The sequence below is a fragment of the Paraburkholderia phymatum genome (assembly GCF_040965635.1).
Taxonomy (GTDB): domain Bacteria; phylum Pseudomonadota; class Gammaproteobacteria; order Burkholderiales; family Burkholderiaceae; genus Paraburkholderia; species Paraburkholderia phymatum_B.
In genome coordinates, this window is the sequence record NZ_JBFRCH010000002.1 from 55,159 (window position 1) to 80,193 (window position 25,035).

Sequence of the window (25,035 nt, forward strand, 5' to 3'; positions counted from 1 at the left end):
ACGGCAACCGAGGCCTCGCCCGTGTCCACTTCCGTCGACTCCGCAGCCCTGCCGCCCAAGCCAGAATCCCCCGAACTCGCCGCGCCCACCGTGCGCCGGCGTCTGGCGACGCTGATGTACGAAGGCGTGCTGCTGTTCGGCGTGGTGTTCTTCGCGGGCTATCTGTTCAGCACGCTCACGCAGCAGCGCAACGGGCTCGTGCATCACAACTGGCTCGCGGCGTGGGTCGCTCTGGTGGTCGGCGTGTATTTCGTCTGGTTCTGGACGCACGGCGGACAGACCTTGCCGATGAAGACGTGGCGGCTGCGCGTCGTCGGCGCGAGGGATGGCGGGCGCCTGTCGGTTGCGCGCGCAATGCTGCGCTACGTGTTCGCGTGGCTGTGGTTCTTGCCGCCGCTCGCGCTGCATCCGCTGCTCGGGCTCGCCGTGCCGCAGACGTTGATCTTGGCCGCCGTGTGGTTCGTCCTGTACGCGGCCATCGGCCGGCTCGGCGCGAGCCGGCAGTTCCTGCACGACCGGCTGGCCGGCACGCGGATCGTTTCGTTGCCGCGCTGACGCGTCGGGCAGCGGTCAAAAGGCTTCGCCACTGCCCGCCCTCCTGCTTTGGCGCATGCTTACGTTCGCCTCACGCATGCGCGGCGTCCACGGCCGCGCCTTCTCACGTGGATGCACGCGCCCAGGCGCGCACTCATGCAAGCGCGACCGTCAACGCTCAGGGCCGCGCCTTCTCCTCGCGCCCTGGCGCATTCATGACCACGCGCCGGCCGCGCAGCCGCGCGAGCATCGTTTGCGGATTCATCCGCGTCTGCTGCAGGAACACCGCGACGACGATGATGAGCCCCTTCAGCACCAGCTGGGTATTGCTGTCGATGTTGTTGAGCAGCAGGATGTTGCCGAGAAAGCCGAAGATCAGCACGCCCGCCACCGTCCCCGCAATCCGTCCGACGCCGCCCATCAGGCTCGTTCCGCCGATCACCACAGCCGCGATCGCATCCAGTTCCCAGCCGACGCCCGCGTCGGCCTTCCCTTGCCGGTACTGCGCCGCATACAGCACGCCGACCAGCGCCGCGAGCATGCCCGAAATCGCATATGCGGCGATCTTGTGGCGATCGACCTTGAGCCCCGAAATGCGCGCGCACTTCTCGTTGCCGCCGATCGCATACAGGTACTTGCCGAACACCGTGCGATTGAGCACGAAGTCCGCGATCAGCGCGATCACGATGAAAAAGAGCGCGGGCACGGGCACGATGCCGAACAGCAGCGCGCGCAGATTTTCGATGTCGGTGGTCGCGTTGCTGCCGCTGTAGATCGAATACACGGCCGTATCCTGCCCTGCGACGAGCCGCGCGACGCCCATCACGCCGACCATCGCCGCGAGCGTCACGATGAACGGCTGCATGCGTCCACGCGTGATCATGAAGCCGTTGAGCGCGCCGATAGCGAGTCCCGCGAGCGGCACCATCCACAGCACGGTAAGCAGCGACACCTTCTGCGGCAACTGATGCCACGCGTAGCCGCACGCGAGCAGCGCGACGAGCGCAGCGACGCCCGCGCGAACGGCGCGATGCCGCTCGCCACGCGATCCGCCAGCATGAGCGCCTGCATGAGCACCGACACGCGCGCCGCCCGCATGCAATCCCGCACGCATGCGCCGCACGAACATGCCGCCCGCCATATAGACGACGGCGAATACGCTGGCGGCATCGAGTGCGAGCGACGTCCACGAAGCCGCGTTGCTGCCGGGCGTCGTGAGCAGGATCGCGGTGAGCACGCTGCCGAAGCCCATCACCGAGCCGACGGACAGATCGATACCCGCCGTGATGATCACGAGCGTCATGCCGACCGACATCACGCCGACGTTCGCCACCTGGCGAAACACATCGGAGAAATTCGCCGACGACAAAAAGATATTGCTGCCGTCCGCGGCATGCGGCGACGTCAGCGCGCCGAGCGCAAGCAGCACGATAAGCCCGAGGTAGTACTTCACGTTCGTCAGCCACGCGCGCAGACGCTGCTGCCGCGTGTCGGACACTGCGTTCATCGGATGTTCATTGGTCTTCAGCATGTTCGGGGCTCCATCGGCATCAGGGCGATGCCAGCTTCACGAGTTCATCGGCGGAAAACGCTTCGCGTTCGAGCACGCCTCGCGCGCGTCCTTCGCACAGCACGAGGATGCGGTCGCACATCAGCATCAGTTCGTCGATCTCCGAACTCGCGACCACCACCGTCAGTCCGCTGCGCGCCGCCTGCAGGATCTGGCTATAGATTTCGGCCTTCGCGGCCACGTCGACGCCGCGCGTCGGCTCGTCGAGCAGCAGAATCGCGGGCTGCGTCATCAGCCACTTGCCGATGATGAGCTTCTGCTGATTGCCGCCCGAGAGCGTCGCGACGGGCTCCGCCGCGCCGCCGTGCTTCACGTTCGACGCTTTCGCCTGCGCGGCCACGCGTCGCGCGACCGCGCGAGGCCGGTAGAACGGAAAGCCTTCGATATGCGCGAGACTCGGCAGCATGAAGTTCGCCTCGACGGACTGATCGACGATCAGCCCGTCCTTCTTGCGGTCTTCGGTGACGAACGCAACGCCCGCGTCGACGGCCTCCGCCGGCGTTCTGAACACACGCTTGCCGGGACCGATCTCGATTGCGCCCGACACGCGATACGGCGAAACGCCGTACAGCGTTTCGAGAATTTCCGTCTTGCCCGCGCCGAGCAGGCCCGACAAGCCGAACACCTCGCCGCGCCGCACTTCGAACGACACGCCGTCGACGACGGGCCGATGCTCGCCAGAGAGCGTGAGATCGCGCACGGCGACCATCGTGTCGGCGGCCGCGCGCACTTCGCCGGACTCGCGATGCGGCGCGACGAAGTTCTTGCCGATCATCATCGACACCAGTTGTTCCGCCGATTCGACGCGACTCATCGGCAGCGTCGCGATATGGCGGCCGTCGCGCAGCACGGTCACGCGATCGGCGAGATCGAACACTTCGTGCAACCGATGGCTGATCAGCACGATGCCCATACCGCGCTCCCGCAATGCGCGCACGAGTACCGCGAGCGCATGCGTTTCGGTGTCGGAGAGCGCGGAGGTCGGCTCGTCCATGATGAGCACGCGCGCGTCGGCGAGCAGTGCCTTCGCGATCTCGATCAACTGCTTTTCGCCGATCCGCAACGCGCCGACGAGCGCATCCGGCGACGGCCTGAATTGCAGTTGCGCGAGCACGTCGCGCGCTTTGGCCCTCATCGCGCGATGATCGGGAAAGCCGAAGCGCGTCGTGATTTCCTTGCCGAGAAAGAGGTTGTCGACGACGGAAAGGCTGTCCACCAGATTCAGTTCCTGGTGGATGATCGCGATCCCGGCATCCATCGCATCGGCGGTGGTTCTAAAATCGGTGCGCGTGCCGGCTACATCGATGGAACCAGCATCGGGCAGATACAGGCCGCCCAGTATCTTCATCAGGCTCGACTTGCCCGCGCCGTTCTCGCCGACGAGCGCATGCACTTCGCCCGGCATGATGTCGAAATCGACATCGGTGAGCGCGGGACTGCCGTTGAACGCGATCGAGATGCGCGTCGCGGCGACGAGCGGCGTCGCGCTCGCTGGAGCGCGCTGCTGCGCGACAGGTGGATCGAGACTGGTTGCCGTCGGCGTCATGAATTGCATCCGCTGCTTCTTCGTGGGTGGTGTGAAGTGGTATGAAGCACGCGCAACGTTCGTGGCAACCGTTGCGCGCGCTTCACGTCGACTCGTGTGCGCCGACTCAGCTCGCGACGAACTGCTTGGCGTTGTCGGCGAAGATGCCTTGGGTCGGCATGATCACCTTCTTCGGAATCTTTTCACCGCCGAGCATCTTCAGTGCCTGGCGGAGCGCTTCGCCGCCCGGCGTCGGATAGACGAACGTCGCCGTGAGAATGCCCTTTTCGACCCATACGGCGCCTTCGTTCGGCAGCCCGTCCGCGCCGACGAACTTGATCTTCTTTTCGACCCCCGCGTCCTTCGCGGCGAGATACGCGCCATACGCCATCGGATCGTTGTGCGCGAACACGAGATCGACCTGCGGATTCACGCGCAGCACCGTCTTCATGTAATCGTAGGCCTTGTCCTGCTTCCAGTCGCAGTCGACGCGCTGCCCGACGATCTTCAGCCCCGACTCCTTGCCGACGAACGACATCATGCCGTCGTGCCGGTCATGCGAAGCCTGCGTGCCGAAGCCGCCCCACACTTCGACGATGTTGCCTTTCGCCTTGCCCGCGCCACCCTGCGTCTTGACGATGAACTCGCCCACGCCCTTGCCGATCAGCACGTTGTCGCCGCCGACGAACTGCGTGTACTGGTCGCCGTTCACCTCGCGGTCGAGCACGAACACGGGAATGCCCGCCTTGAACGCCTTCTCGACGACGCCCGTGAGCCCCGCCGACTCCTTCGGCGAGATGAAGATCACGTCCATCTTCTGCGCGATGAAGTTCTCCATGTCGGCGTTCTGCTTGTCGGTGCGATCGTTCGCATCGGCAATGACGAGTTCGACGTTCGGATGCTTGGCGGCCTCGGCCTTCATGTCCTTGTTGAACTGGACGCGCCACGGCTCGACGGTCGTCACCTGCGAAAAGCCGAAGCGGTACTTCTTGCCCTGCGCGTGCACGTAGCCGGCTTTGATCATAAGCCCGGCGAAAGGCGCCGATACGAGCGCGCCAGTAATCAGGCGGCGATTGCGGTTCATCTTTGTGTCTCCTGTCGATCCAGAGTCGGCGCTTTCGCGCCTTGCTCCGGTCTCATGCAAGGTAGTTGCTGTCATTGCGCATTACGTGATGCGCGGTTTGTGCGTCTCCTTCTCCTGCTCCGCTGCTCTGCTGCTGTTACTGCTGCTGTTATTGTTCTGGTCTTCTCTACCGCGATTGAAACGTTTTAATTACTTCGGGTCTCCTCGAATTCCGACTGCTCGACGGGCACGGGCGCCGTGCTTTCGCGCACCAGCAACTCGGCCTTGAAGCTCAGATGCACGGGCGCATTGCGCTCGCCGTTCAGCAGCTTGAGCATCAGCTGCCAGATCGCGTGGCCGATCGCCTCCACCGGCTGACGGATCGAGCTCAGGTACGGACGCAGCACCGACATCCACGGCGCGTCGTCGAACGACAGCAGCGAGATGTCCTCGGGCAGGCGCAGATCGGCGTCGCGGATCGCGCGCAACGCGCCGAGCGTCGTCACGTTGCCGCCCGCGAAGAGCGCCGTCGGGCGCACGGCATTCGACAGCACTTCGAGCGTGGATGCGTGGATCTCCGCCGCCGTCATTCCGCATTCGACGACGCGTATATGAGCGTCGAGTCCGGCGCGCTTCATCGCGTCGATATAGCCGTCCGCGCGCTCGCGCGAGTTCACGAGCTCGAGCGTGTTGAGGAGAAACGCAATGCGCTTGTGGCCGAGCGCGATCAGATGCTCGGTGCCGTCGAACGACGCCGCGTGGCTGTCCGTCGTCACGGTATCGGCGGGAAAGGAGTCGTCGACACGGTCGGCCATCACGAGCGGCACGTTGCACTCGCGCACTTCTTCGATTGCGTGTTCGTAGCCGCGGCACGGAATGATGATCATGCCCGCCACCTGGCGCGACATCACGAAGCGGATGCGCTCCATTTCGCGCTCGGGGTCTTCGTCGGCGTGCGCCATGATCAGGCGGTAGCCGTGCTCGAGCGCGCGGTTTTCCAGCGCGCGCGCAATGTCGACGAAGAACTGATTGGTGAGGTCGGGCAGCACGAAGCCGATCGAACTGGGCCTGCCGCGCCGCAAGTCGGCGGCGATGCCGTTGCGGCGATAGCCGAGCCGGCGCGCCGCGTCCCACACGCGCTGCGCGCGCGCTTCGCTCACGCCCGGCGCGCCCGACAACACCTTCGACGCCGTGCCCACCGAGACCTCGGCGGCATTGGCCACGTCGCGCAGTGTCGGCAAAAGCCGCTCGGATACGCCCATGTTTCGTCAGCCCCTTTATCGATGTCCGGTTCGTCGAACGGTTTGGTCTTGTGTTCTCGTCATGCGCAGAGATTGAAACGTTTCAGAGGATATGCAATCGCATACATCAGCACAAGGCACTCACGGCCAGGGCTTTCCCGAAGCCCGATCGCACCCGCAACATTCGCGCATGGCTTGCTGCGTTGCATCGAGCCGACACATCGCGATACGTAATAAGAACTTCTCGTGAATGTCACGGGTTCGTCATGCGGCGATGGCGGAATGCGGGTACTGCAACTCGACGCGTGAGCCATGGACAACAACACGTCCGCGACTTCCCTCTTCCGCCAGACTGGCCCGAGCGTCGATCCCGTCGCTTTCGGCCCCCGCTCTCCCTCAGCCACGCTGCCGCCGATTCCGCATCTGCCGACGCCGCCGTCGCCCTCCGAAAGCCATCACGATGACGATCACGAAAACTCGCATCGCTATCGCACGATCTGGCTCTCCGACATTCACCTCGGTTCGGGCGGATGCCAGGCGACATATCTGCTCGATTTCTTGCGGCACAACGAATCGGAGTATCTGTACCTGGTCGGCGACATCATCGACGGCTGGCAACTGAAGAAAGGCTGGTACTGGCCGCAGGCGCACAACGACGTCGTGCAGAAGGTGCTGCGCAAGGCGCGCAAGGGCACGCAGGTGGTCTACATCCCCGGCAATCACGACGAAGGGGCGCGCCAGTTCTGCGATCTCGCGTTCGGCGACATCCACGTGCGCGGCGAAGCGTTTCACACGACGCTCACGGGCAAGCGGCTGTGGATCGTGCACGGCGACCTGTTCGACGGCGTGATCCAGCACGCGAAGTGGCTCGCGTATCTCGGCGACACGCTCTATACGCTGATCCTCGTGCTGAACCGCTGGTTCAACCGCATTCGCAGCAAGCTCGGCTTCCAGTACTGGTCGCTGTCGCAATACCTGAAGCATCAGGTGAAGAACGCCGTCAACTTCATCTCGTCGTTCGAGCGCGTGATGACGGACGAAGCGCGCCGCCGCGGCTGCGACGGCGTCGTCTGCGGACACATCCACAAGGCCGAGATCCGCGAGATCGACGGCGTGCTGTACTGCAACGACGGCGACTGGGTCGAGAGCCTGTCGGCGCTCGTCGAGACATACGAGGGCGAGCTGAAGGTTATCTACTGGACCGTGATCCGCTCGCCCCAAGCGAGCGCGTCGAAGGCCCGCGCGACGGCATGACCGCACACGAACACCACTACGAGAGGGCCAACTGCATGAAGATCATGATCGTCACCGATGCGTGGGAGCCGCAGGTCAACGGCGTCGTCCGCACGCTGAAGAACACGACGCGCGAGTTGACGGAGATCGGCCACAAGGTCGATCTGCTGACGCCGCTCGAGTTCAAGACGATTCCGTGCCCGACCTACCCCGAGATCCGCTTGTCGCTGCTGCCGAAGCTTCATCTGCGCAAGCGCATCGACGCATTCCAGCCGGACGCGTTGCACATCGCGACGGAAGGCCCGCTCGGACTCGCCGCGCGCGCCTATGCGATCGAGCACAAGCTGCCGTTCACGACCGCGTATCACACGCGCTTTCCCGAGTACGTGCAGGCGCGTTTCGGCATTCCGCTTGCGTGGACGTATCGCTTCCTGCACTGGTTCCATAAGCCGTCGCTGTCCGTGATGGCGCCGACGCCTGTCGTGAAGGCGGACCTCGAAAAATATGGCTTCACGAACGTGGTGCTGTGGACGCGCGGCGTCGATCTCGACATCTTCCACATGATGGACTCGAAGGTGCTGAACACCGCGCGGCCGATCTTTCTGTACGTGGGACGCGTCGCCGTCGAGAAGAACGTCGAAGCGTTCCTCAAGCTTGATCTGCCCGGCTCGAAATGGGTTGCGGGCGAAGGTCCGGCGCTCGCCGAACTGAAGTCGCGCTATCCGGCCGTCAACTATCTCGGCGTGCTGACGCAAGCCGAGCTTGCGAAGGTCTACGCGGCCGCCGATGTATTCGTGTTCCCGAGCCGCACCGACACGTTCGGCCTCGTGCTGCTCGAAGCGCTCGCGTGCGGCACGCCCGTCGCCGCTTATCCCGTGACGGGCCCCATCGACGTGCTCGGCGACGGCGGCGCAGGCGCGATGCACGAAGACTTGCGCGAAGCGTGTCTCGAAGCACTGAAGATCGACCGCAGCCGCGCGCGCGAATGGGCCGAGCGCTTCTCGTGGACGGCCGCCTCCGAGCAGTTCGCCGCGCATCTGAAGCCCTTGCCGCGCGCCGCCTATAGCGAGGAAAACGCCGCCGCATAACGCGTATCCGAAGCGCGTATCCGAAGCGCACTGTCCGACGCGCGAGCGCCCTCACTTCCCGCCACGCCCATGCAAACGAGACAATCGAACGCATTGCGCGCCCCGCAGGGATCGCTGCGCGACGCCGAAACCATCGCGTCTGAAGCCGGTCCGGCCGTCGAGCCGGACGGCGGACCTTTCGGCGATGTGCACGAACGGCATGACGACGGCGCGCCGCAGTCGCGCTATGCTGGACGCACTCAACCTGCTCCAGCACGCAAGCCATCTCCCATGCCATCCACGACGCACAAGCCGATACCGCGCAATTCGGCGCCATCCGAAGAGGACACGCTGATCGAGACTGACATCGATGCCGAAGCCGGTGCAGACGTCCACGCCGACGCCCGCGCCGAGCCGCATCACCCGCACGAGCCGCTCGGCCCCGACGATCCCCTCGCGCCGCTGCCGTTCAATCCGTACAAGGGCAATCGCGGCATCACGCGCGCATGGCACGCGATGAAGAACTCGTTCGCGGGCTTTCGTGTCGCGATCCGCGAGGAAAGCGCGTTTCGCCAGGAACTGACGCTCGCGGCCATTCTTGTGCCGTGCGGCATCGTCGTGCCCGTCGAGCCCGTGTCGCGCGTGCTGCTGCTCGGCTCCGTGTTCCTCGTGCTGATCGTCGAGCTGCTCAATTCGAGCCTCGAAGCGGCCATCGACCGCATCTCGCTCGAGCGCCACGAACTGTCGCGACGCGCGAAGGATCTCGGCAGCGCGGCCGTGATGGTCGCGCTCTTCATGTGCGTGATGACCTGGGCGCTGATCGTCGGGCCTCTCGTCATTCATTGGGTCGGCGGGTGGGTCGGCGCGTGGTTCGGCGGGTGATTCGGATTCGGACGCTAGCCGCCGCGCGCGAGCACCGAGCCCACGTGCCGAGTCTTCATGAGCCCATCATTGGCGCGGCATCCGCGCGATACAGAAGTGCGCGTTCTGGGTATAGAACGGTCGGTTTATAATCGTTCGACAGTCTCAAAAACAGCCAACCAGACCGGGCGGAGGAGCATGCCGTAGCAGGAGGCATCGCGGACGCCCGTAAACCAGGGCCGGACGATATGGAAGCCAAACCTCCCCGCCGCACGCGCGAACGGATTCTCGAACTATCGTTGAAGCTCTTCAACGAGATCGGCGAGCCGAACGTCACGACGACGACCATCGCCGAGGAAATGGAGATCAGTCCAGGCAACCTGTACTACCACTTCCGCAACAAGGACGACATCATCAACAGCATCTTCAGCCAGTTCGAGCAGGAGATCGAAAAGCGTCTGCGTTTTCCGGAAGACCATCGCGCGACGATCGACGAGATGTGGTCGTATCTTCGGTACATGGTCGACTTCACGTGGCGCTACCGCTTCCTGTATCGCGACCTGAACGATCTGCTCGCGCGCAACCGCACGCTGGAGACGCACTTCAAGCAGATCATCAGCCACAAGGTGCGCTTCGCGAGCCAGTTCTGCGAGCAGCTCGTCGCCGACGGCGAAATGGTCGCGACGCCCGACGAGATCAAGGTGATCGCGACCAACATCGGTGTGATCGCGACGTACTGGCTGTCGTATCAGTTCGTGATGAACCCGCGCAAGTACAACGAGCAGGAGGCGATCCGCGCCGAGCTGCATCAGGTGAGCGTGCAGATCGTGTCATTGATGGCGCCGTATCTGCGCGGCCGCTCGCGCGAGCTGTTCGACGATCTGGTGTCGGGCAAGCATCCGCAGCGCGAGTTCTACGACTATCTGCCGCCGCGAGAACGCAACGAATCGAAGGAAAGTTGAAGATGATGAAGGCAGTCTGTGTGTATTGCGGCTCGTCGGACGGAGCCAAACCGCTGTATCGCGACGCCGCGAAGGCGTTCGGCCGCGCACTCGTCGACGCGAACCTGTCGCTCGTCTACGGCGGCGGCAAGGTCGGCCTGATGGGCGTGATCGCCGATGAAGTGATGGCCGCGGGCGGCCGCGCAATCGGCGTGATCCCCGAACTGCTGGTCAACAAGGAAGTCGGCCACGACGGCCTGTCGGAACTGCACGTCGTGCACGACATGCATCAGCGCAAGAAGATGATGGCCGACCTGTCGGATGCGTTCGTCGCGCTGCCGGGCGGCGCGGGAACCCTCGAAGAGCTGTTCGAGGTCTACACGTGGGCGCAGCTCGGCTATCACCAGAAGGCCGTCGCCGTGCTGAACATCGACGGCTTCTACGATCCGCTGATCTCGCTGCTGGAGCACACGGTGCAGGAAGGCTTCATGCGTCAGACCTACTTCGACATCCTGCAAATCGACAACGACCCCGCCGCGCTGATCGCCAAGCTGCAGCGCTATCAGCCGCCCGCGCGCGACAAGTGGGCGGACCGGCGCGAGCGCGTGTGACGCGCGGCGTGCTCGCTCTGGTGAGCGGCAGTTTCGTCGCCGGCGGCACATATCAGACGCACATAAGGCACAGATGAGGCACACACGATGAAAGTGGTTCTGGTCACGGGTGCGAGCCGCGGCATCGGCCGCGCGACGGCGCGCCTGCTCGGCGCGCGCGGCTGGTCGGTCGGCATCAACTACGCGGCCAACGAAGCCGCCGCGAAAGAAGCGGCCGCCGAAGTCGGACGCGCGGGCGGCCACGCGCGCGTGATCGCGGGCGATGTCGCCGACGAAGCGCAGGTTGTCGCGATGTTCGATGCGCTCGAAAGCGCGTACGGCCGCGTCGACGCGCTCGTGAACAACGCGGGCATCGTCGCGCCTTCGATGCCGCTCGCCGACATGGATGCCGCGCGCCTGAAGCGCATGTTCGACGTCAACGTGTACGGCGCGTATCTGTGCGCGCGCGAAGCGGCGCGGCGCATGGCGAAGGATCGCGGCGGACATGGCGGCGCGATCGTCAACGTGTCGTCGGCGGCATCGCGGCTCGGGTCGCCGAACGAATACGTCGATTACGCGGGCTCGAAAGGCGCCGTCGATACGATGACGATCGGCCTCGCGAAGGAGCTCGGCCCGCAAGGCGTGCGCGTGAACGCCGTGCGCCCGGGCCTGATCGACACCGACATTCACGCAAGCGGCGGGCGCCCCGACCGCGCCGCCGTGCTCGGCACGCAAACGCCGCTGGGCCGTCCGGGCACGGCCGAAGAAGTCGCCGAGGCGATCGTCTGGCTGCTGAGCGATGCCGCATCGTATGTGAACGGCGCGCTGCTCGATGTGAGCGCGGGCCGCTGATTTCTGCTCTCTGAACCGCCGCCGCGGCGGCTTTCGCTTGCCCGGTGCGCAGACCGTCAGCCCGGCCCGAATGCGCCAGCGCCCGTGCGTTCGCGCGATGTCACAGCCGCCCCTTCCGTCGCGCCGGATGACGGCACGCATTGCGGCCCCGGCAACGACCATTCGGCAGCAAAAACACCTTTCCCTGCCGTCCCGGCTGTTCGGCATGCCGCAACGCCTCGCCGATCGCATCGAGCGCGAAAGTCGCCGACACCGGCGTCTGCAACACGCCGCGTTCAAGCAGATCGACGGCCTCGCCGATCAGTGCGTCGCGTTGAGCGAGCGACATGCGCGATAGCCGCTGCGTCAGCCAGAAGCCCTTGACCGTGATGCCGCCGAAAATCGCGTGCTCGCAGTCGATGCGCATCGGCTGCCCGGACAGCATCCCGTAATTGACGAGCGTGCCGCCGCGCGCAAGCAGCGCGGCGAGCCGCGCCACGCCGTCGCCGCCCACGGCATCGAGCGCGATCGAAAGCGGGGCGCCGTCCGTCGCGCGGCGCACGGCGTCGGCGAGCAGCGGGCCGTCTTCGACGGCAGCATCCCCGCCTGCCGCGAGCACCTCGGCAACGGCCTCGGGACGCCGCACGACGTTGAGCGTGCGCAAGCCGTCGTGCCGCGCAATCTGCATAACCGCGCGTCCGACGCTCGACAGCGGCGCCGTCTGCACGATCCAGTCGCCGCGTGCAAGGGACGCCGCGCGCCGCACCAGTTCGAGCGCCGTGCACCCGCTCACTTTCAGCGCCGCGAGCTGCAGCACGTCGAGATGCGCGGGCACCTTGTGGAGCATCGCGGCGGGCAAACGTCTGCGCTGACACCAGTTGTCGTTGCCGACGACGATCACGCGATCGCCGACGGCCAGCGTCTTCACCGACGCGCCGCACGCCGTCACGTGTCCCACGCCTTCGAGGCCGGGCGTCGCGGGCAGCGTCGGCAGTTCGCCGTAGCGCCCCGCAAGCCGCGCGAGGTCAGCGGGCGTAATCGTGCACGCGTCGATGTCGACAAGCACTTCCCACGCCGACGGCGGACCGGGATCGGCCATCTCATGGCAGCGCGCGACCAGCGCGGGCGGACCGAACGTATCGAAACGGATCTGCTTCAAAAAAGCCCCTTCGCGGGTGGCGCGCTTGCCTTGAGTTGCGCGAGCAACGCGATCGTCCCGTCGACGTGCTCGCGCGTGTGCGCCGTGTTGAGGAAGAATCGCAGCCGCGCGGCGTTGCGCGGCACCACGGGGAAGATCATCGGAAACGCGAACACACCGTTGTCGAAAAGGCGCGCCGCGAGCCACAACGCCGTCTCCGACTCCGCGATCATCACGGGCACGACGGCTGAAGCATGGCTCGTTCCGATATCGAGGCCCGCCGCCTGGGCGCGCTCGCGGAAGTAGTCGGCGATCGCGACCACGTTGCGCGCGCGCTCGGGCTCGGCGCGCATGATGCGCAACGCCTCGAGCGCAGCCGCCGCGTTGGCCGGGTTTGGCGAGGCGATGTAGAGACCGATGCCCGGCGCGTAGTGCTTGAGCATCGTCACCAGCTCGCTGCGCCCCGCCACATAGCCGCCGATCGTCGCGAACGACTTCGACAGCGTCGAGAAGTGAATGTCGATATCCGCGCCGTTCAGGCCGAAATGGTCGACGACGCCGAGGCCTCGCGGACCGATCACGCCCATCGAATGCGCCTCGTCGACCATCAGCAGCGCCTTGTGGCGCCGCTTGATGTCGATGAGCCGCGGCACGTCGGGGATGTCGCCGTCCATGCTGAACACACCTTCCGTGAGAATCAGCACGCGCTCGTACTGGCCGCGATGCTCGCTCAGCAAACGATCGAGCGCGTCGCAGTCGTTGTGGGCAAACGCAAAGCGCCGCGCGCCGCTGATCTTCGCGCCCGTCAGCATGCTGTTGTGCACCAGCTCGTCATACAGAATCAGGTCCTGCTTGCGCGCGAGATAACCGATCGCGCCCGCATTCGTGCCCCAGCCGCTCACGCCCATCACCGCGGCTTCGACGCCGAGCACATCGGCAAGCTCACGCTCGAACTCGCCGAAAAGCGGTATCTCGCCGACGATGATGCGCCCCGACCCTGTCGACGTGCCGTAGTCGTCTATGGCTCTTTTCGCGGCCTCTTTCACGCGCGGATCGCCTGCAAGATCCAGATAGTTGTACGACGAAAAATTGATCATGCGCCGCCCGTCGATCTCGACTTCGGCGCTCGTCACGCCCACGTGCTCGCGGAACATGTTCCATTCGAAGCCCTGGTTGTCGTAGTACCAGCGCGTGTTCGCGTACTCGCGCATCTCGGGAAAGTACGCGAAGTCGTAATGTTCCGGCTTGATGGTTACGCGCCTGTCCACGGCGGGCGGCGCGTGCGCATCGGCGTCCGCGCGCGGTGCTCCCGTCTTGCCGAGCAGCCGCGCGCGCAGCCGCTCGATATGCGATCCCGTCGTCATCGCTGTGTCTCCCCAATGTGTGGCGTGTTGCCGATCGTGTTGCGAAGCCGCCCGCTCATGCCGACTTCTCCGTCAGCGCGGGCGCGGCTTCCTCCGCATCGCCCCAGCCGAGCGACACAAGCGTCTTGTCGACGATCGCGCGGATCGTCAGGTCGTCGAGAATCTCGAGCACCGATACGCTGATGCCCAGATCGCGGTCGAGCACCAGCTGGATCTCGGTGGCCATCAGCGAATCGACGCCGAGGTCGAGAATCGGCCGGTCGATCGGAATGCCTTCCACGGACGTTTCCAGTTCGTCGGCGATCAGCGACGCGACCAGTCCCGCGAGCACCGTGAAGCGCTCGGAGCCGGGCAGCGCGGCAAGCTCCGCCTTCAGCACATCGCGCGCGCCGGCATCGCGGTTCGTGTCGGCAGCGATCAGGTCCGCGAAGCGCGGCGACTGGCTACCCAGCGTTTCATAGCGGCCCCAGTCGGCCCAGTTCGTGATCAGCGTCACGCCGAGTTGCTGCACGCCGCGCCGCATCGCGCGCTCGAGCCAGCCGAGCGCCTCTGCCGATTCCATCCCGCGCAGCCCCATGTAGCGCATGAACGCTTCGAGCTTTTCGTCGCGCGTGATGACGCCCACGTCGGCGATCGCCCCCCAGTTGATGCTGGTCGCGGGCAGGCCGAGCGCATGTCGATGCCATGCAAGCCCGTCGAGGTAGCCGTTCGCGCTCGCATAGCTAGCCTGGCGGCTGTTGCCGACCAGATTCGCAATCGACGAGAACAGCACGAAGTGATCGAGCTGCATGCCGCGCGTGTGCTCGTGAAGCAGGCGCGCGCTTGCGGCCTTGTTGCGCATCACGGCGACGAGGTTCTGCGGATTCAGTTCGACGATGGGCTCGTCGACGATGACGGCGGCCGAGTGGAACACGCCGCGCAGCGGCTTCCCGGCGCGCGCAATGACGCCGAACAGATCGCGCATCTGCGCTGCGTCGGACACGTCGCACGGCACGCAGAGCACCTGCACGCCGCGCGCCGCGAGGCCGTCGACGAAGGCGCGGCGCTCCGCCGTATCCGCGCCGCTGCGCGACGCGAGCACGAGATGACGCGTGCCATGATCGACGAGCCAACGCGCTGTTTTCTGGCCGAAGCCGCCGAGTCCGCCCGTCACCAGATACGTCGCGTCGGGATCGAACGCGACGGTTTCGTGTACCTGCGCGGGCAATGGCGTCACCGCATCGTCGAAGCGCACGATCAGCGAAACCTCGCTGTCGGGCATCGCGAGCTTGCGGGTCGCGAGATCGGCGAGCGACACCGACAGGCTGTCGGCTCTCGCAAGCTCGCCGCGTTCGGCGCGCGCGACGGCACGTTGCAATGCCGATGCAAATCGCCCGGCGCGCTGTGTCAGGACGGTCAGATCCGCGCGCACGACCGACGACGAAGCGCGCGGCATCGTCACGGGACGGGCGCGTGCGGCCGTGTCGATCAGCACGCCGCCCGCCGCGAGCGCGCGCCAGCCAATGCGCTCGGCCCAGTCGCACAGCGGCGCGGCGATCGCATCGAAGCCACGGCCTTGCGTGCGTTCGACGCACGCGCGCTCGATCGCGTCGTGCGTCGCGGCGAGCACGCCTTCCTGCGCAGCCGCCGGGTCAGCCGCGACCAGCGTCACGTCGACGCCCTGTGCGCGCAGCGCCGCCGCCACTGCGAGACCCGTATCGTCGGCGAGCACGAGCGCACACGAATGCGCGCCGAGATCGGCCTGTTCGACGACACGCATCGCCACGGCTGCACGGCTGGCGGCAACCAGCACCGATGCGGGCGTCGCATGATCCGGCAACGGCGTCAGATGGAACGCGGCGCGCGGACCGCGGATGTGCGTCGCGAAATCGGCGGGCGCGAGTCCGTACACGCGTTGCCCCTCGCGCAGATCCGTCACGTTCGAACCGATGCCGCTCACTGTCGCCACCACGTCGACGAAATCGTCGTCGAAGCGCTCGCCCGTCGACGCGCGCAGCGCGCGGCTCGTCAGGGCCACCGCTTCGATCTTCAACTCCAGGCCGTCATCCGCAAGCGGCTCGTGCGCCACTTCGATCAGCTTCACGCTGCCCGCGCCCCCGTCGTCCTCCTGGCGCTCGCCCAGCGCGCGCACGAGCAGCTTGCGGCCGCCCTCGGGCGCGACGGTCTCGACGAGCGGCTGCGTGAGCCACGGATTCGCCGTCAGCCGGCTGAACAGGCGCCGCCCGCGGCGGATCGCGACTTCGTCTTCGGGCGCATCGCACAGCAATTCGAGGATCGCGGCATCGATATCGTCGGCGCTCGCTGCCGGCGGCAGATCGATGCTCGAAAAACGCATGCCTTCGATCTCATTGAACGCAACGCGCGCAAAGCCGTTGAGCGCTGTCTGCGCCGGTTCGACGTGCGCCCCCTGTTGCGTCGTATCGAAGGCCGCGCGCGTGACCACGTAAGCGCGCGGACGCTGCGGCGCCGGCGACGCGGCCAGATGCTTCGTGACGGCATGCATCAGCAGCAGCGCGGCCGTCGCCGTTGGATCGTCGCTCTCGCTGCGCGCTTGCAGACCGTGCAGGAAAACGGCGCCGTCGAACGGGCCCGCTTCGTCGAGCGCGGCGCCGATCGCGGCGCTCGCGTCGGCACGCAGCGCGCGCTGGCCGTTGCGCACCTCGACGTACGCCGCAACGTTCAGACGCGCGCACATCGGCACGCCGAACGCTTCGAAGCCGGCCGCGATCGTGTCAGCGGTTTGCCTCGCGGCATCGTCCTCGACGATCAGCCAGTGGCCGAGCCGCTTCGGCTCCGGCAGGCGCGCGCCGTCCGACCACTCGTAGCGCAGCATCTGCAGCTTCACGGGGTCACCCCATGCATCCGTGCGTTCGAGCTTCGCCGACGACGCCGTCACGCGCATCCCTCGAATCACGGCCAGCACGCGGCCACTGTCGTCGGCGATCGTGAGATCGGCGTCGACGTGCCGCGGCGTCGCGTTCACGCGTACCGCTTCGCACCAGTACGCCATCGGCAGCGACGGCGCGAGCACGCGCATCTCGCTGAAGCCTGTCGGCAGCCAGGTGGAGTCGCTGTCGTCCAGGATACCGACTAGCGCCTGGAAGCACGCATCGAGCATCGACGGATGCGCGCGGTAGCCGTCGCGCGGCAGGTGCGCCGGACATTCGATGCGCACGAGCACATGGCCGCCGGACGCCGCCTTGTGCAGCGAGCGGATCGACTGGAACGCGGGACCGTATTGCAGCCCCATGCGCGCGAGTTCGCGATAGAACGCTTGCGCATCGACAGGACGGTCGAGCGAAGCCTTTAGCGCCTCGATATCGACACGCATGGCATCGGCGGCCTTCAATGCCCCGGCCGTGCCCGTCAGATGCAGCGTGCCCTCGCCGATCCTGCCCCCTTCGATGCTGCGGATCGCGACGCCACGCGTGCCGCGCTCGTATGCGCACACATAATCGATCGCGCGATCGCCCGCCATGACGAGCGGCGCGTGAATCGCGACGTCGGAGACCGTCCAGCCCGGCGCGTCGGGATGCAGCGTGGCAGCCGCTTCGAGCAGCGTCTCGATGTAGCCGGCAGCCGGCATGATGGGCGCGCCCGATACGACGTGGTCCTTCAGCCACGCAAGGTTGTGATGCTCGAGATCGTTGGTCCAGACGTCGTGCGCGGGATAGTGCTCGTTGCCGAGCAGCGGCCGGTCGGTCGGGCCGATGCGCTGATACGCGGCGCGGTCGGATTCGAGCCACAGGCGCTCGCGCTGCCACGGATAATTCGGCAGCGCGGCGAAACGACCGTTGCCGTTGAGCGGTGTCCAGTCGATCGTGGCTCCGCTCGCGAAGATCTGCGCGACGGCGCGGTGCACGCGCGCGCATTCGGGCTCGTGGCTGGTTTCTTTACGGCGCAGCGTTTCGACGAGGCGGATTTCGTTCGCGCGCACCTTCGCGCAATCCCGCAGCGCCGACGACAGCACCGGGTGTGGTCCCACTTCGACGAACGTGACGAAGCCTTCGTCGAGCAAGGTCTGCACAGCCTGCATGAACGAGACGGGCTCGCGCACGTTCCTCGCCCAATAGTCGGCGCCGAACGCCGGGCCTTCGAAGCGCTTGCCGGTGACGGTCGACACGACGGGAATCGACGGCTCGCGCGCGACGATCGACTGAAGCCGCTGCGTCAGCTCGCCGAGAATCGGCTCCATCAGATAGCTGTGATACGGCACCTCGACGTTGAGCACGCGATTGAAGATTTCGCGCTGCGAAAGGTCGGCCGCGAACTGCCTGATCGCGGCCGTTTCGCCCGCCAGCGTGATCGTGTTCGGTCCATTGACGGCGGCGATTTCGATGCGGCCTTCGTATTGCTTCAGCGCGTCCGTCAGTGCCTGCGGCCCGACGCCCACGGCGAGCATGCCGCCCGTGCCCGCCGTGCGCGCCTGCAGGCGGCTGCGCTCGTAAGCGACGCGCAGCGCGTCTTCGAGACTGAGCGCGCCACTCACGGCGGCCGCCGTCACTTCGCCGACGCTGTGGCCCACCACTGCGCCCGGCGTCACGCCCGCCGCGCGCAGCATCGCGACGATGCCCCACTGCACGAGGAAGTTGGCGGGCTGCGCATACACGGTGCGCGTGATTTGCGATTCGCGCTCGTCCTTCAGCATTTCGGCGAGAACCGAGAAGCCGGCGATACGCTGGAAGATGCCGTCCGCCTCGTCGACGGCCGCGCGATACACGGCGTCTTCGCGATAGAGCTGCTGGCCCATCGCCCACCATTGCGGGCCCATGCCCGTGAACACCCACACGGGCAGCGCCTTCCCTTGAGGCGCCTGCTGGCCCGTCACGACGCACTCGCTCTTTTCGCCCTGCGCGAGCGCGTCGAGCGCGGCGACGAGCGTCGCGCGGTCGGCGCCCAGCACGACGGCGCGTTCGCTGAGATGCGCGCGGCGCAGCGCGGCGGAGTACAGCAGGTCGTCGAGCTTCGCCTCCGGCTGCGCGAGCAGCGCGCGATAGCGCCGAGCCAGCGCCTTGAGCGCTTCCGGGTCACGCGCAGAGAGCGGCAGCATCGACGGAAAGCCCGCAGGCCGATGAGTCGCGTCAGCGCGCTCGTGCGCGTTGCGCGCTCCGTCGAAGTTCGACGCCGAGCGCAGCACCACATGCGCATTCGTGCCGCCATAGCCGAACGAATTGACCGCGACGAGGAACGGCTCGCCGTCCAGCTCATCGTCCTGTGTGAGCCTGATCGGCGCATCGGCGAGGCGCACGCCGAGCTTCTCGAAGTCGATGCCCGGATGCGGCGTCTGCAGATTGCCGAGCGGGAACGCCTCGCGATACATCAGCGTCAGCACGGCCTTGATGATGCCCGCGATGCCCGCGCCCGCTTCCAGGTGCCCGATGTTGCTCTTGATCGACCCGAGCACGACGCGCGCATCGCCCTCGCGGCCCGTGCCGTACACGGAGCCGATCGACTCGGCCTCGATCGGGTCGCCCACCGCCGTCCCCGTGCCGTGACATTCGACATAGCGAACCTTCGACACGTCGATCGCAAAGCGCTCGCACACGTCGCGAATCAGCGCGCTCTGCGCGTCGGCGCTCGGCATCGAGATGCCCGGCGTGCGGCCATCGGAATTGACGCCCGCGCCCGCGACGGTCGCGAGTATCGTGTCGCCGTCGGCAAGCGCGCGCTCCAGTGTCTTCAGCACGACGATACCGCCGCCTTCGCCGCGACCATAACCGTCGCCGCGCGCATCGAACGACTTGCACTGACCGTCGCGCGACAGGAACTGCCCCTTGCACATGCCGATCGGGTACTCGGGACGCGTCATCACGTTGGCGCCGCCGACCACGGCCATCTCGCAGTCGCCGTTCCAGATATCGCGGCACGCGTAGCTGAACGCAACCAGCGACGACGAGCACGCCGTGTCGATCGACAGGCTCGGCCCGCGCAGATCGAATGCATGCGAAAGCCGGTTGGACAGCATCGTCATCATCATGCCCGCCGCCGTATTCGCGTTGTGGCGCGCGCGGTTGGCCGGCTGCATCAGCGTGATCATGTGGTCCAGCATGAAGCCGCCGACATACACGCCGACCTTCTTGCCCGCATGCGCGGTCAGATCGAGGCCCGCGTTCTCGAACGCCTCCCAGATCAGTTCGAGCAACAGGCGTTGCATCGGATCGAGATTTTCGACGACGCGCGGCGGCAGATCGAAGAAGCCCGCGTCGATTGCGCGAATGTCCTGCTTCAGGAAGTTGGCCTTGTCGACATAGGCCTTGCCCTTTGCGCTTTCGTCGGCGGCGTAATAGCGTGCCGCGTCCCAGCGGTCGGCGGGCACCGGGCCGGCCGTCACCGTGCGCTGGCGGAGCGCCGCCAGCAACGCGTCAAGGTCGTCGAGCCCTGCCGGGAAACGGCATGCCATGCCTACTATCGCGATATCGCGCATGATCGTTTTTCCTGTCTTGTAGTCAAGTTCTGTTCGTTATGTCGGGATGCCGCACGCACCGGCCGCGCGCGGCGCGTGATGCGGCGCGTTCTTTTCCCTACCCCGGGTTGCGTGTGTTCACCTGCGCTTTCGCTTGCAACTTTGGCTTGCAACTTCGATTGCGCGTCCCGTTCATGGCGTATCGGGAACGCGCATCGCCACCGCGCACGCGTTCATTCGTAGAACGTCGCGACCATCTGCACGCTGCGCGATTCGGGCATCGCGCCGTAGCGGTTCCACGATGGCCCGCCCTGACGCTGCAACTGCAACGCGACGTCGAAGCGGTCGTAGTGGCGCCGCAGTTCCAGCCAGGCCTGACGGCCGCCGCCCTGGTCGGCCTGCACGAACGCGGACAGATCGAGCCGGCGAACGCCGACGTTGCGCCAGATCGCCATCACGAATGCGCCGTGACGCGTCGGCAGATCCTGCGAGGCGACGCCCGTTTGCACGGCGCCGCCCCAGGCGCGCGGATCGCTCGACTGCAATAAGCGCCATTGCGAAGGCGTCGCGCCCGCGCCGTTGCTCTGCAACTCGGCCGTTATCGACAGATCGAGCGGCGTAGTCCACGTCGCGCCGATAGCCGAGCTTGTGCGAAACGCGCGATCGTCGACGCCCGTCGAACGTCCGATCAGCGACGCGCGGCGCCCGCCCGTCCATTCCGCGTATGCGACGACGGAACTCGCCGGTACGACGCTCAGGTTCAGGCCCACCTGCGGCGATTGCCCCTGCTCGCCGTACATGAGCAGTTGCGGCTGCACCGACGCCGACACGCGCTGGCTGCCGACGAAGAGCCATCGGTTCACGCCGTTCGTGCGCTTCAGATCGGACGAGGCAAACGGGTTGCCGGGCGCGCTGTAGCTCGCGAGCCGCGGAGAAAACAGGAACTGCGCCGAGCCGCCGTCCCACAGATGCTGCGCGCGCACGCCGACCGTGCCGAGGCGGTTCGTGCGGCGGCTTTCCGGGTCCGGCGATACGTCGAGGTTGACGGCGCCCGCCTTGAAGAAATCGGTCGGGTTGTAGCCGACGGCCGCGCCGAGGCGCTCGTTGATGCGTCCCGCGTCGACGCCCGTGAGCGGCGTCACGCTCCATGACGCGAATGCTTCGCGGATCGTGCTTTCGCTCCTGTGCGGCGCCGCCGACGACGACAGCGGATCGAAGCGATCGAAACGCGCCGAAAAGTTCACGCTCACCGAAGGCACGATGGCCTGCTGATACAGCAGATCGACCGAAAGCTGATTGCGCAGCGACGACGGCGCATCGCGATAGCCGCTCTCGCGCACGGCGTCCTGCACGAAGAACTTCCACGGATGCGCGGCAGGCGACGGCGCAGAGGCAGCCGGCACGGCGTCGGCGAGATTCAGCGCGGCGTCGTCGGCGGCCGCCGATGCCTTCGCTGCGTCTGCCGCATCTACCGTGTCGGAGGGCGTGGCCGGCAAGGCCGGTGCCTCGTCCGCCGAGTCATTCGGCACCGCCGCCTCGCCGTCTTCTCCCGCCGCTGCCGCCGAGGCCGCATCGGGCAACCACGAGACGGATGCGACGAGCGACGCGAGCGCAATCGACGTCAGCGCGCGTGAGCCGGTCCGGCTCATTGCGGCTTGAAGCGCGGCAGATAATCGCGCTGCAACCACGCATCGGGAATCTCATGCCATGCGTAGTTCGAGAAACGCAGCACCGTCACCCAGCCGGAATCGAGCCCGTCGATGATGACGATCTCGGTCGGTCGCTCGGCGCCAAGCTGCGGCGCGTAGCTGCGGTAGAACGCCGTCTTCAGCAGCCGGCCGCTTTCCGAATAGAACTTCGCCTTCACGGGCCGGCTGGATTGCGCATCGAGCCACATGTCGATGCGCCTGTACGTCAGCCCCAGAACGTTGCCCGTCAGCGAAAGCCAGTTGCAGCGGCGCGTCTGCCGGTCGCCGTCCATCACGTCTTCCGTGCCCTTGAGCGTCGCCGTGTAGTCGTGCGCGAAATTGGTCGTGACGACGTCGCCGTTCGATTCCTGGCCGAGCAGCCGCTGATCGGGCGAAATGCGCACGCTTGCCTGGCTCGCGGGATCGTAGAACCACAGGTCATTGCCGTTCTTCAGCATCAGCTTGCCGGCGTCGCGCGCGGGCGCCTCGAAGCGGACCAGCGTGCGGTACGTGCCGCCGCCGTCGTCGGGTTTCGACCAGATCGACAGCACGTTTGAGTCCACCTGCTTGCCGGCGCGATATTCGGTCAGCGCGGCATTCAGCACGAAGGGGCTGGACGGCGAACGGATCGCGTCGCTTGCCGCGAGCATCCGCTGCGCATCCGGCGCGGCCTGGGCAAATGCCCCCGAAATCAGGACACCGGACAACAATCCGGCAAAAAACAGACGACGCACGAACCGACTCCCGACAGAAGAGAACAAGGACAACTCAGACATGGCGCAGCGCATCGACGATCGACAGCCGCGCCGCGCGCCGCGCGGGCCACCATGCGGACAGCACCGCCACGCACGCGAGGGTCGCGAACGTCAGCGCGATCGGCCGCCATTCGCCCCAGACGCGCACGGTCAGCGCGATCGAGTCGACGCGCGCGGGCGGTGTCCACGTGAGGCCACTGCGATTGATCAGGGCAGCGAGCAGCAGCGCGACGGCGACGCCCGCTGCCGTGCCGAACACGCCGAGCAGCAGCCCTTCGCAGACGAAGAGTCGCTGAATGTCGCTGCGGCGACTGCCCATTGCGCGCAGCGTGCCGATTTCGACGGTGCGCTCGACGACCACCGTGCTCATCGTGTTCGTGATGACGAACAGGACGATTGCGCTGATCAGCATGAACACGAAGCCGAAGATCACGTCGAACATCGAGTTCGTCTGCCCGTAGAACGGATTGAGCGTGGCGAAGTCGAGCACTTCCATCGGCTGATCGGGAAACTGCGCGGCCAGCAACTGTTCGATGCGGCGCTGCGCGGCGGGCAACTGGCCGGTGTGCTTCAGCTGCACTTCGATTGCCGTCACGCGCGGCTCGTCCGCGCCGTAGACGAGGCGCTGCGCGCCCGCCAGATGCAGCGCGAGATAGATGTCGTCCAGTTCCTTCACGCCCTGCTGCTCAGCCTTGACGACCGTAAAGCCGCCGACGTTCGGCGCGCCGTGCACGCTCGTCGCGAGCATGTCGATGCGGGCGGCTGACGGTGCCCTGGTAGCGCTCGACGCTTCTGCCGCCGCGAGCGCGAGCACGTCGGCGGGCGCGGCGTCCGTCTCGCGCTGCTTGCGATCGTCGCGCAGCGCCTGCGGCATCGCGCAATCCTTCACGTGCAGCGGCGTGCAGAGTTGCAGCACGCGCGCGAGCCCTTCGCCGATGACGGCGGCATCGTCCGCCGTGCCTTGCAGCGGCGACGCTTCACGATCGAGCGGGAACCCGTAGTCGTTCCACGCCTCCAAGCGCGTCTGATCGGCGGGAACCGTGCCTTCCGCGTACACGGTGCGCGACACGCCCGCGTCGAAGTTGCCCGCGACGCCGCCCAGCTGCAGCGTCGGCGTGACGACGACCGTCATCGGGTGCAGCAGCGGGTCGTTGCGCAACACCTCGATCACCTTCGCGTAGTCGCGTATGCCGTAGGCCGTCGGGTTGCCGACGCCGTACGCGAAATAGCCGCGCCGCTGCACCTGCAAATGGCCGCTGTGCCGGACGATGTCGGTCTGCATGCCAAGCGTGATGTCCTTGCTGAAGCCGCCGAACAGCAGAATCGCGCACACGCCGACGACGATCGCGAGCAACGTCGTCACCGAGCGGCGGCGGTTGCGCTGCAGATTGCGCAGCGCGAGGGTCAGTGCCTGCTTCATACGGCGACGCCCCCCATTGCACGCAGCCCGCGTTCGTGATGCACGATGCGGCCATCGCGGATCTGCACGAGTTCGTCGGCGGCCGCCTGGACCTGCGGATCGTGCGACGACACCACGAACGACACGCGGCGTTGCCGCTGCATCTGGCGCATCAGATCGACGATCGCCGCGCCTGTGTGGCTGTCGAGATTCGCGGTCGGTTCGTCGGCGAGCACGAGCGTCGGCTCGACGGCGAGCGCGCGCGCAATCGCGACACGCTGACGCTCGCCGCCCGACAACTGCCCTGGCCGCCGCCGCGCCTTGTCCGCGAGCCCGACGGCGTCCAGCAGCGCCGCGACGCGCCGCGTCCGCTCGCGCGCCGGCAAACGCGCCATCAGCAATGGATATTCGACGTTTTCATGCGCGGACAGCACGGGCAGCAGATTGAAGTTCTGGAACACATAGCCGATCTGGCGTGCGCGGAAGTCGGACAGCGCATCGTCGGAGAGTGCGCTCGTGTCCAGCCCGTCGATCACGACGCGGCCGCTGTCGGGCCGGTCGATGCAACCCATCATATTGAGCAGCGTGGTCTTGCCGCTGCCCGACGGACCGCTCAGCACGGTGAGCGCATTCGATGCGATCCGGACGGAGACATCGACAAGCCCGACGACTTGTACGCTGTCGAGTCGATAGGACTTGCAGAGCCGTTCAATCTGTATCGCGGTGGTCTTTATTGCGGACAATTTTGGAATCCAAATTCTTTAGGCGGCGAACGATACAAATCTTCGTTGCCACCTCATATACGAATAGTCCTAAATCTTAGTTTTTCATT

At 66.3% G+C, this 25,035-nt stretch carries 18 protein-coding genes; 7 read left to right on the forward strand and 11 right to left on the reverse strand.

The window, feature by feature from the left end:
- Window positions 1-21 precede the first annotated feature (21 nt).
- Window positions 22-555: an RDD family protein gene (locus AB4Y32_RS03685; RefSeq protein WP_368720040.1), complete on the forward strand. Its 534-nt coding sequence runs from the start codon at window positions 22-24 to the stop codon at window positions 553-555.
- 157 nt (window positions 556-712) lie between these two features.
- Here the strand turns inward: AB4Y32_RS03685 and AB4Y32_RS03690 are convergent, their stop codons facing one another.
- The 4 genes from AB4Y32_RS03690 to AB4Y32_RS03705 form a co-directional block, all read right to left on the reverse strand.
- Window positions 713-2,065 carry an ABC transporter permease gene (locus tag AB4Y32_RS03690; protein WP_368720041.1) on the reverse strand — a complete coding sequence of 451 codons (1,353 nt, stop codon included), beginning with the start codon at window positions 2,063-2,065 and terminating at the stop codon, window positions 713-715.
- Window positions 2,066-2,084: 19 nt separating this feature from the next.
- The gene (locus tag AB4Y32_RS03695; protein ID WP_368720042.1) at window positions 2,085-3,659 is read right to left on the reverse strand and encodes a sugar ABC transporter ATP-binding protein; all 1,575 of its coding nucleotides are present in this window, start codon (window positions 3,657-3,659) and stop codon (window positions 2,085-2,087) included.
- Between the two features lie 97 nt (window positions 3,660-3,756).
- Window positions 3,757-4,713 (reverse strand): substrate-binding domain-containing protein, encoded by a 957-nt coding sequence (locus AB4Y32_RS03700; RefSeq protein ID WP_368720043.1) that lies wholly within the window; start codon window positions 4,711-4,713, stop codon window positions 3,757-3,759.
- A gap of 185 nt (window positions 4,714-4,898) precedes the next feature.
- Window positions 4,899-5,954, reverse strand: a complete 1,056-nt coding sequence (locus AB4Y32_RS03705) for a LacI family DNA-binding transcriptional regulator (protein ID WP_368720044.1) — start codon at window positions 5,952-5,954, stop codon at window positions 4,899-4,901.
- Between the two features lie 291 nt (window positions 5,955-6,245).
- On the opposite strand from AB4Y32_RS03705, the gene AB4Y32_RS03710 reads away from it, so the two are divergent.
- The 6 genes from AB4Y32_RS03710 (at window position 6,246) to AB4Y32_RS03735 (ending at window position 11,477) form a co-directional block, all read left to right on the forward strand.
- On the forward strand, window positions 6,246-7,187 hold the full coding sequence (locus tag AB4Y32_RS03710) for a UDP-2,3-diacylglucosamine diphosphatase (RefSeq protein WP_087733308.1): 942 nt from the start codon (window positions 6,246-6,248) through the stop codon (window positions 7,185-7,187).
- 35 nt (window positions 7,188-7,222) lie between these two features.
- Complete coding sequence (locus AB4Y32_RS03715; protein ID WP_368720533.1) at window positions 7,223-8,254, forward strand: glycosyltransferase family 4 protein; 1,032 nt, start codon at window positions 7,223-7,225, stop codon at window positions 8,252-8,254.
- A gap of 69 nt (window positions 8,255-8,323) precedes the next feature.
- Window positions 8,324-9,115, forward strand: coding sequence for a diacylglycerol kinase (locus AB4Y32_RS03720; RefSeq protein WP_368720045.1), 792 nt, complete (start codon window positions 8,324-8,326; stop codon window positions 9,113-9,115).
- Window positions 9,116-9,342: 227 nt separating this feature from the next.
- Window positions 9,343-10,056 carry a TetR/AcrR family transcriptional regulator gene (locus tag AB4Y32_RS03725; RefSeq protein ID WP_368720046.1) on the forward strand — a complete coding sequence of 238 codons (714 nt, stop codon included), beginning with the start codon at window positions 9,343-9,345 and terminating at the stop codon, window positions 10,054-10,056.
- A 5-nt stretch (window positions 10,057-10,061) separates the two neighbouring features.
- The gene (locus AB4Y32_RS03730) at window positions 10,062-10,646 is read left to right on the forward strand and encodes a TIGR00730 family Rossman fold protein (RefSeq protein ID WP_368720534.1); all 585 of its coding nucleotides are present in this window, start codon (window positions 10,062-10,064) and stop codon (window positions 10,644-10,646) included.
- A gap of 87 nt (window positions 10,647-10,733) precedes the next feature.
- Window positions 10,734-11,477 carry an SDR family oxidoreductase gene (locus tag AB4Y32_RS03735; protein WP_368720047.1) on the forward strand — a complete coding sequence of 248 codons (744 nt, stop codon included), beginning with the start codon at window positions 10,734-10,736 and terminating at the stop codon, window positions 11,475-11,477.
- A 100-nt stretch (window positions 11,478-11,577) separates the two neighbouring features.
- Here AB4Y32_RS03735 and AB4Y32_RS03740 read toward each other — a convergent pair whose 3' ends face one another.
- The 7 genes from AB4Y32_RS03740 to AB4Y32_RS03770 all read right to left on the reverse strand — a co-directional run bounded on the left by AB4Y32_RS03740 (window position 11,578) and on the right by AB4Y32_RS03770 (window position 24,922).
- On the reverse strand, window positions 11,578-12,615 hold the full coding sequence (locus tag AB4Y32_RS03740) for a zinc-dependent alcohol dehydrogenase family protein (RefSeq protein ID WP_368720048.1): 1,038 nt from the start codon (window positions 12,613-12,615) through the stop codon (window positions 11,578-11,580).
- Window positions 12,612-13,958 (reverse strand): aminotransferase class I/II-fold pyridoxal phosphate-dependent enzyme, encoded by a 1,347-nt coding sequence (locus tag AB4Y32_RS03745; protein ID WP_368720049.1) that lies wholly within the window; start codon window positions 13,956-13,958, stop codon window positions 12,612-12,614. The genes AB4Y32_RS03740 and AB4Y32_RS03745 overlap by 4 nt, the downstream gene beginning before the upstream one ends.
- Before the next feature lie 55 nt (window positions 13,959-14,013).
- Window positions 14,014-20,382 (reverse strand): type I polyketide synthase, encoded by a 6,369-nt coding sequence (locus AB4Y32_RS03750; RefSeq protein ID WP_368720050.1) that lies wholly within the window; start codon window positions 20,380-20,382, stop codon window positions 14,014-14,016.
- A 212-nt stretch (window positions 20,383-20,594) separates the two neighbouring features.
- Window positions 20,595-22,010 carry a hypothetical protein gene (locus AB4Y32_RS03755; protein WP_368720051.1) on the reverse strand — a complete coding sequence of 472 codons (1,416 nt, stop codon included), beginning with the start codon at window positions 22,008-22,010 and terminating at the stop codon, window positions 20,595-20,597.
- Window positions 22,007-22,783 carry an outer membrane lipoprotein-sorting protein gene (locus tag AB4Y32_RS03760; RefSeq protein WP_368720052.1) on the reverse strand — a complete coding sequence of 259 codons (777 nt, stop codon included), beginning with the start codon at window positions 22,781-22,783 and terminating at the stop codon, window positions 22,007-22,009. The genes AB4Y32_RS03755 and AB4Y32_RS03760 overlap by 4 nt, the downstream gene beginning before the upstream one ends.
- A 34-nt stretch (window positions 22,784-22,817) precedes the next feature.
- Entirely contained in the window at window positions 22,818-24,224 is a 1,407-nt protein-coding gene (locus AB4Y32_RS03765; RefSeq protein WP_368720053.1) for an ABC transporter permease, read from the reverse strand.
- The gene (locus AB4Y32_RS03770) at window positions 24,221-24,922 is read right to left on the reverse strand and encodes an ABC transporter ATP-binding protein (RefSeq protein ID WP_439899748.1); all 702 of its coding nucleotides are present in this window, start codon (window positions 24,920-24,922) and stop codon (window positions 24,221-24,223) included. Before AB4Y32_RS03770 ends, AB4Y32_RS03765 begins: the two co-directional genes overlap by 4 nt.
- Between the last annotated feature and the right edge of the window lie 113 nt (window positions 24,923-25,035).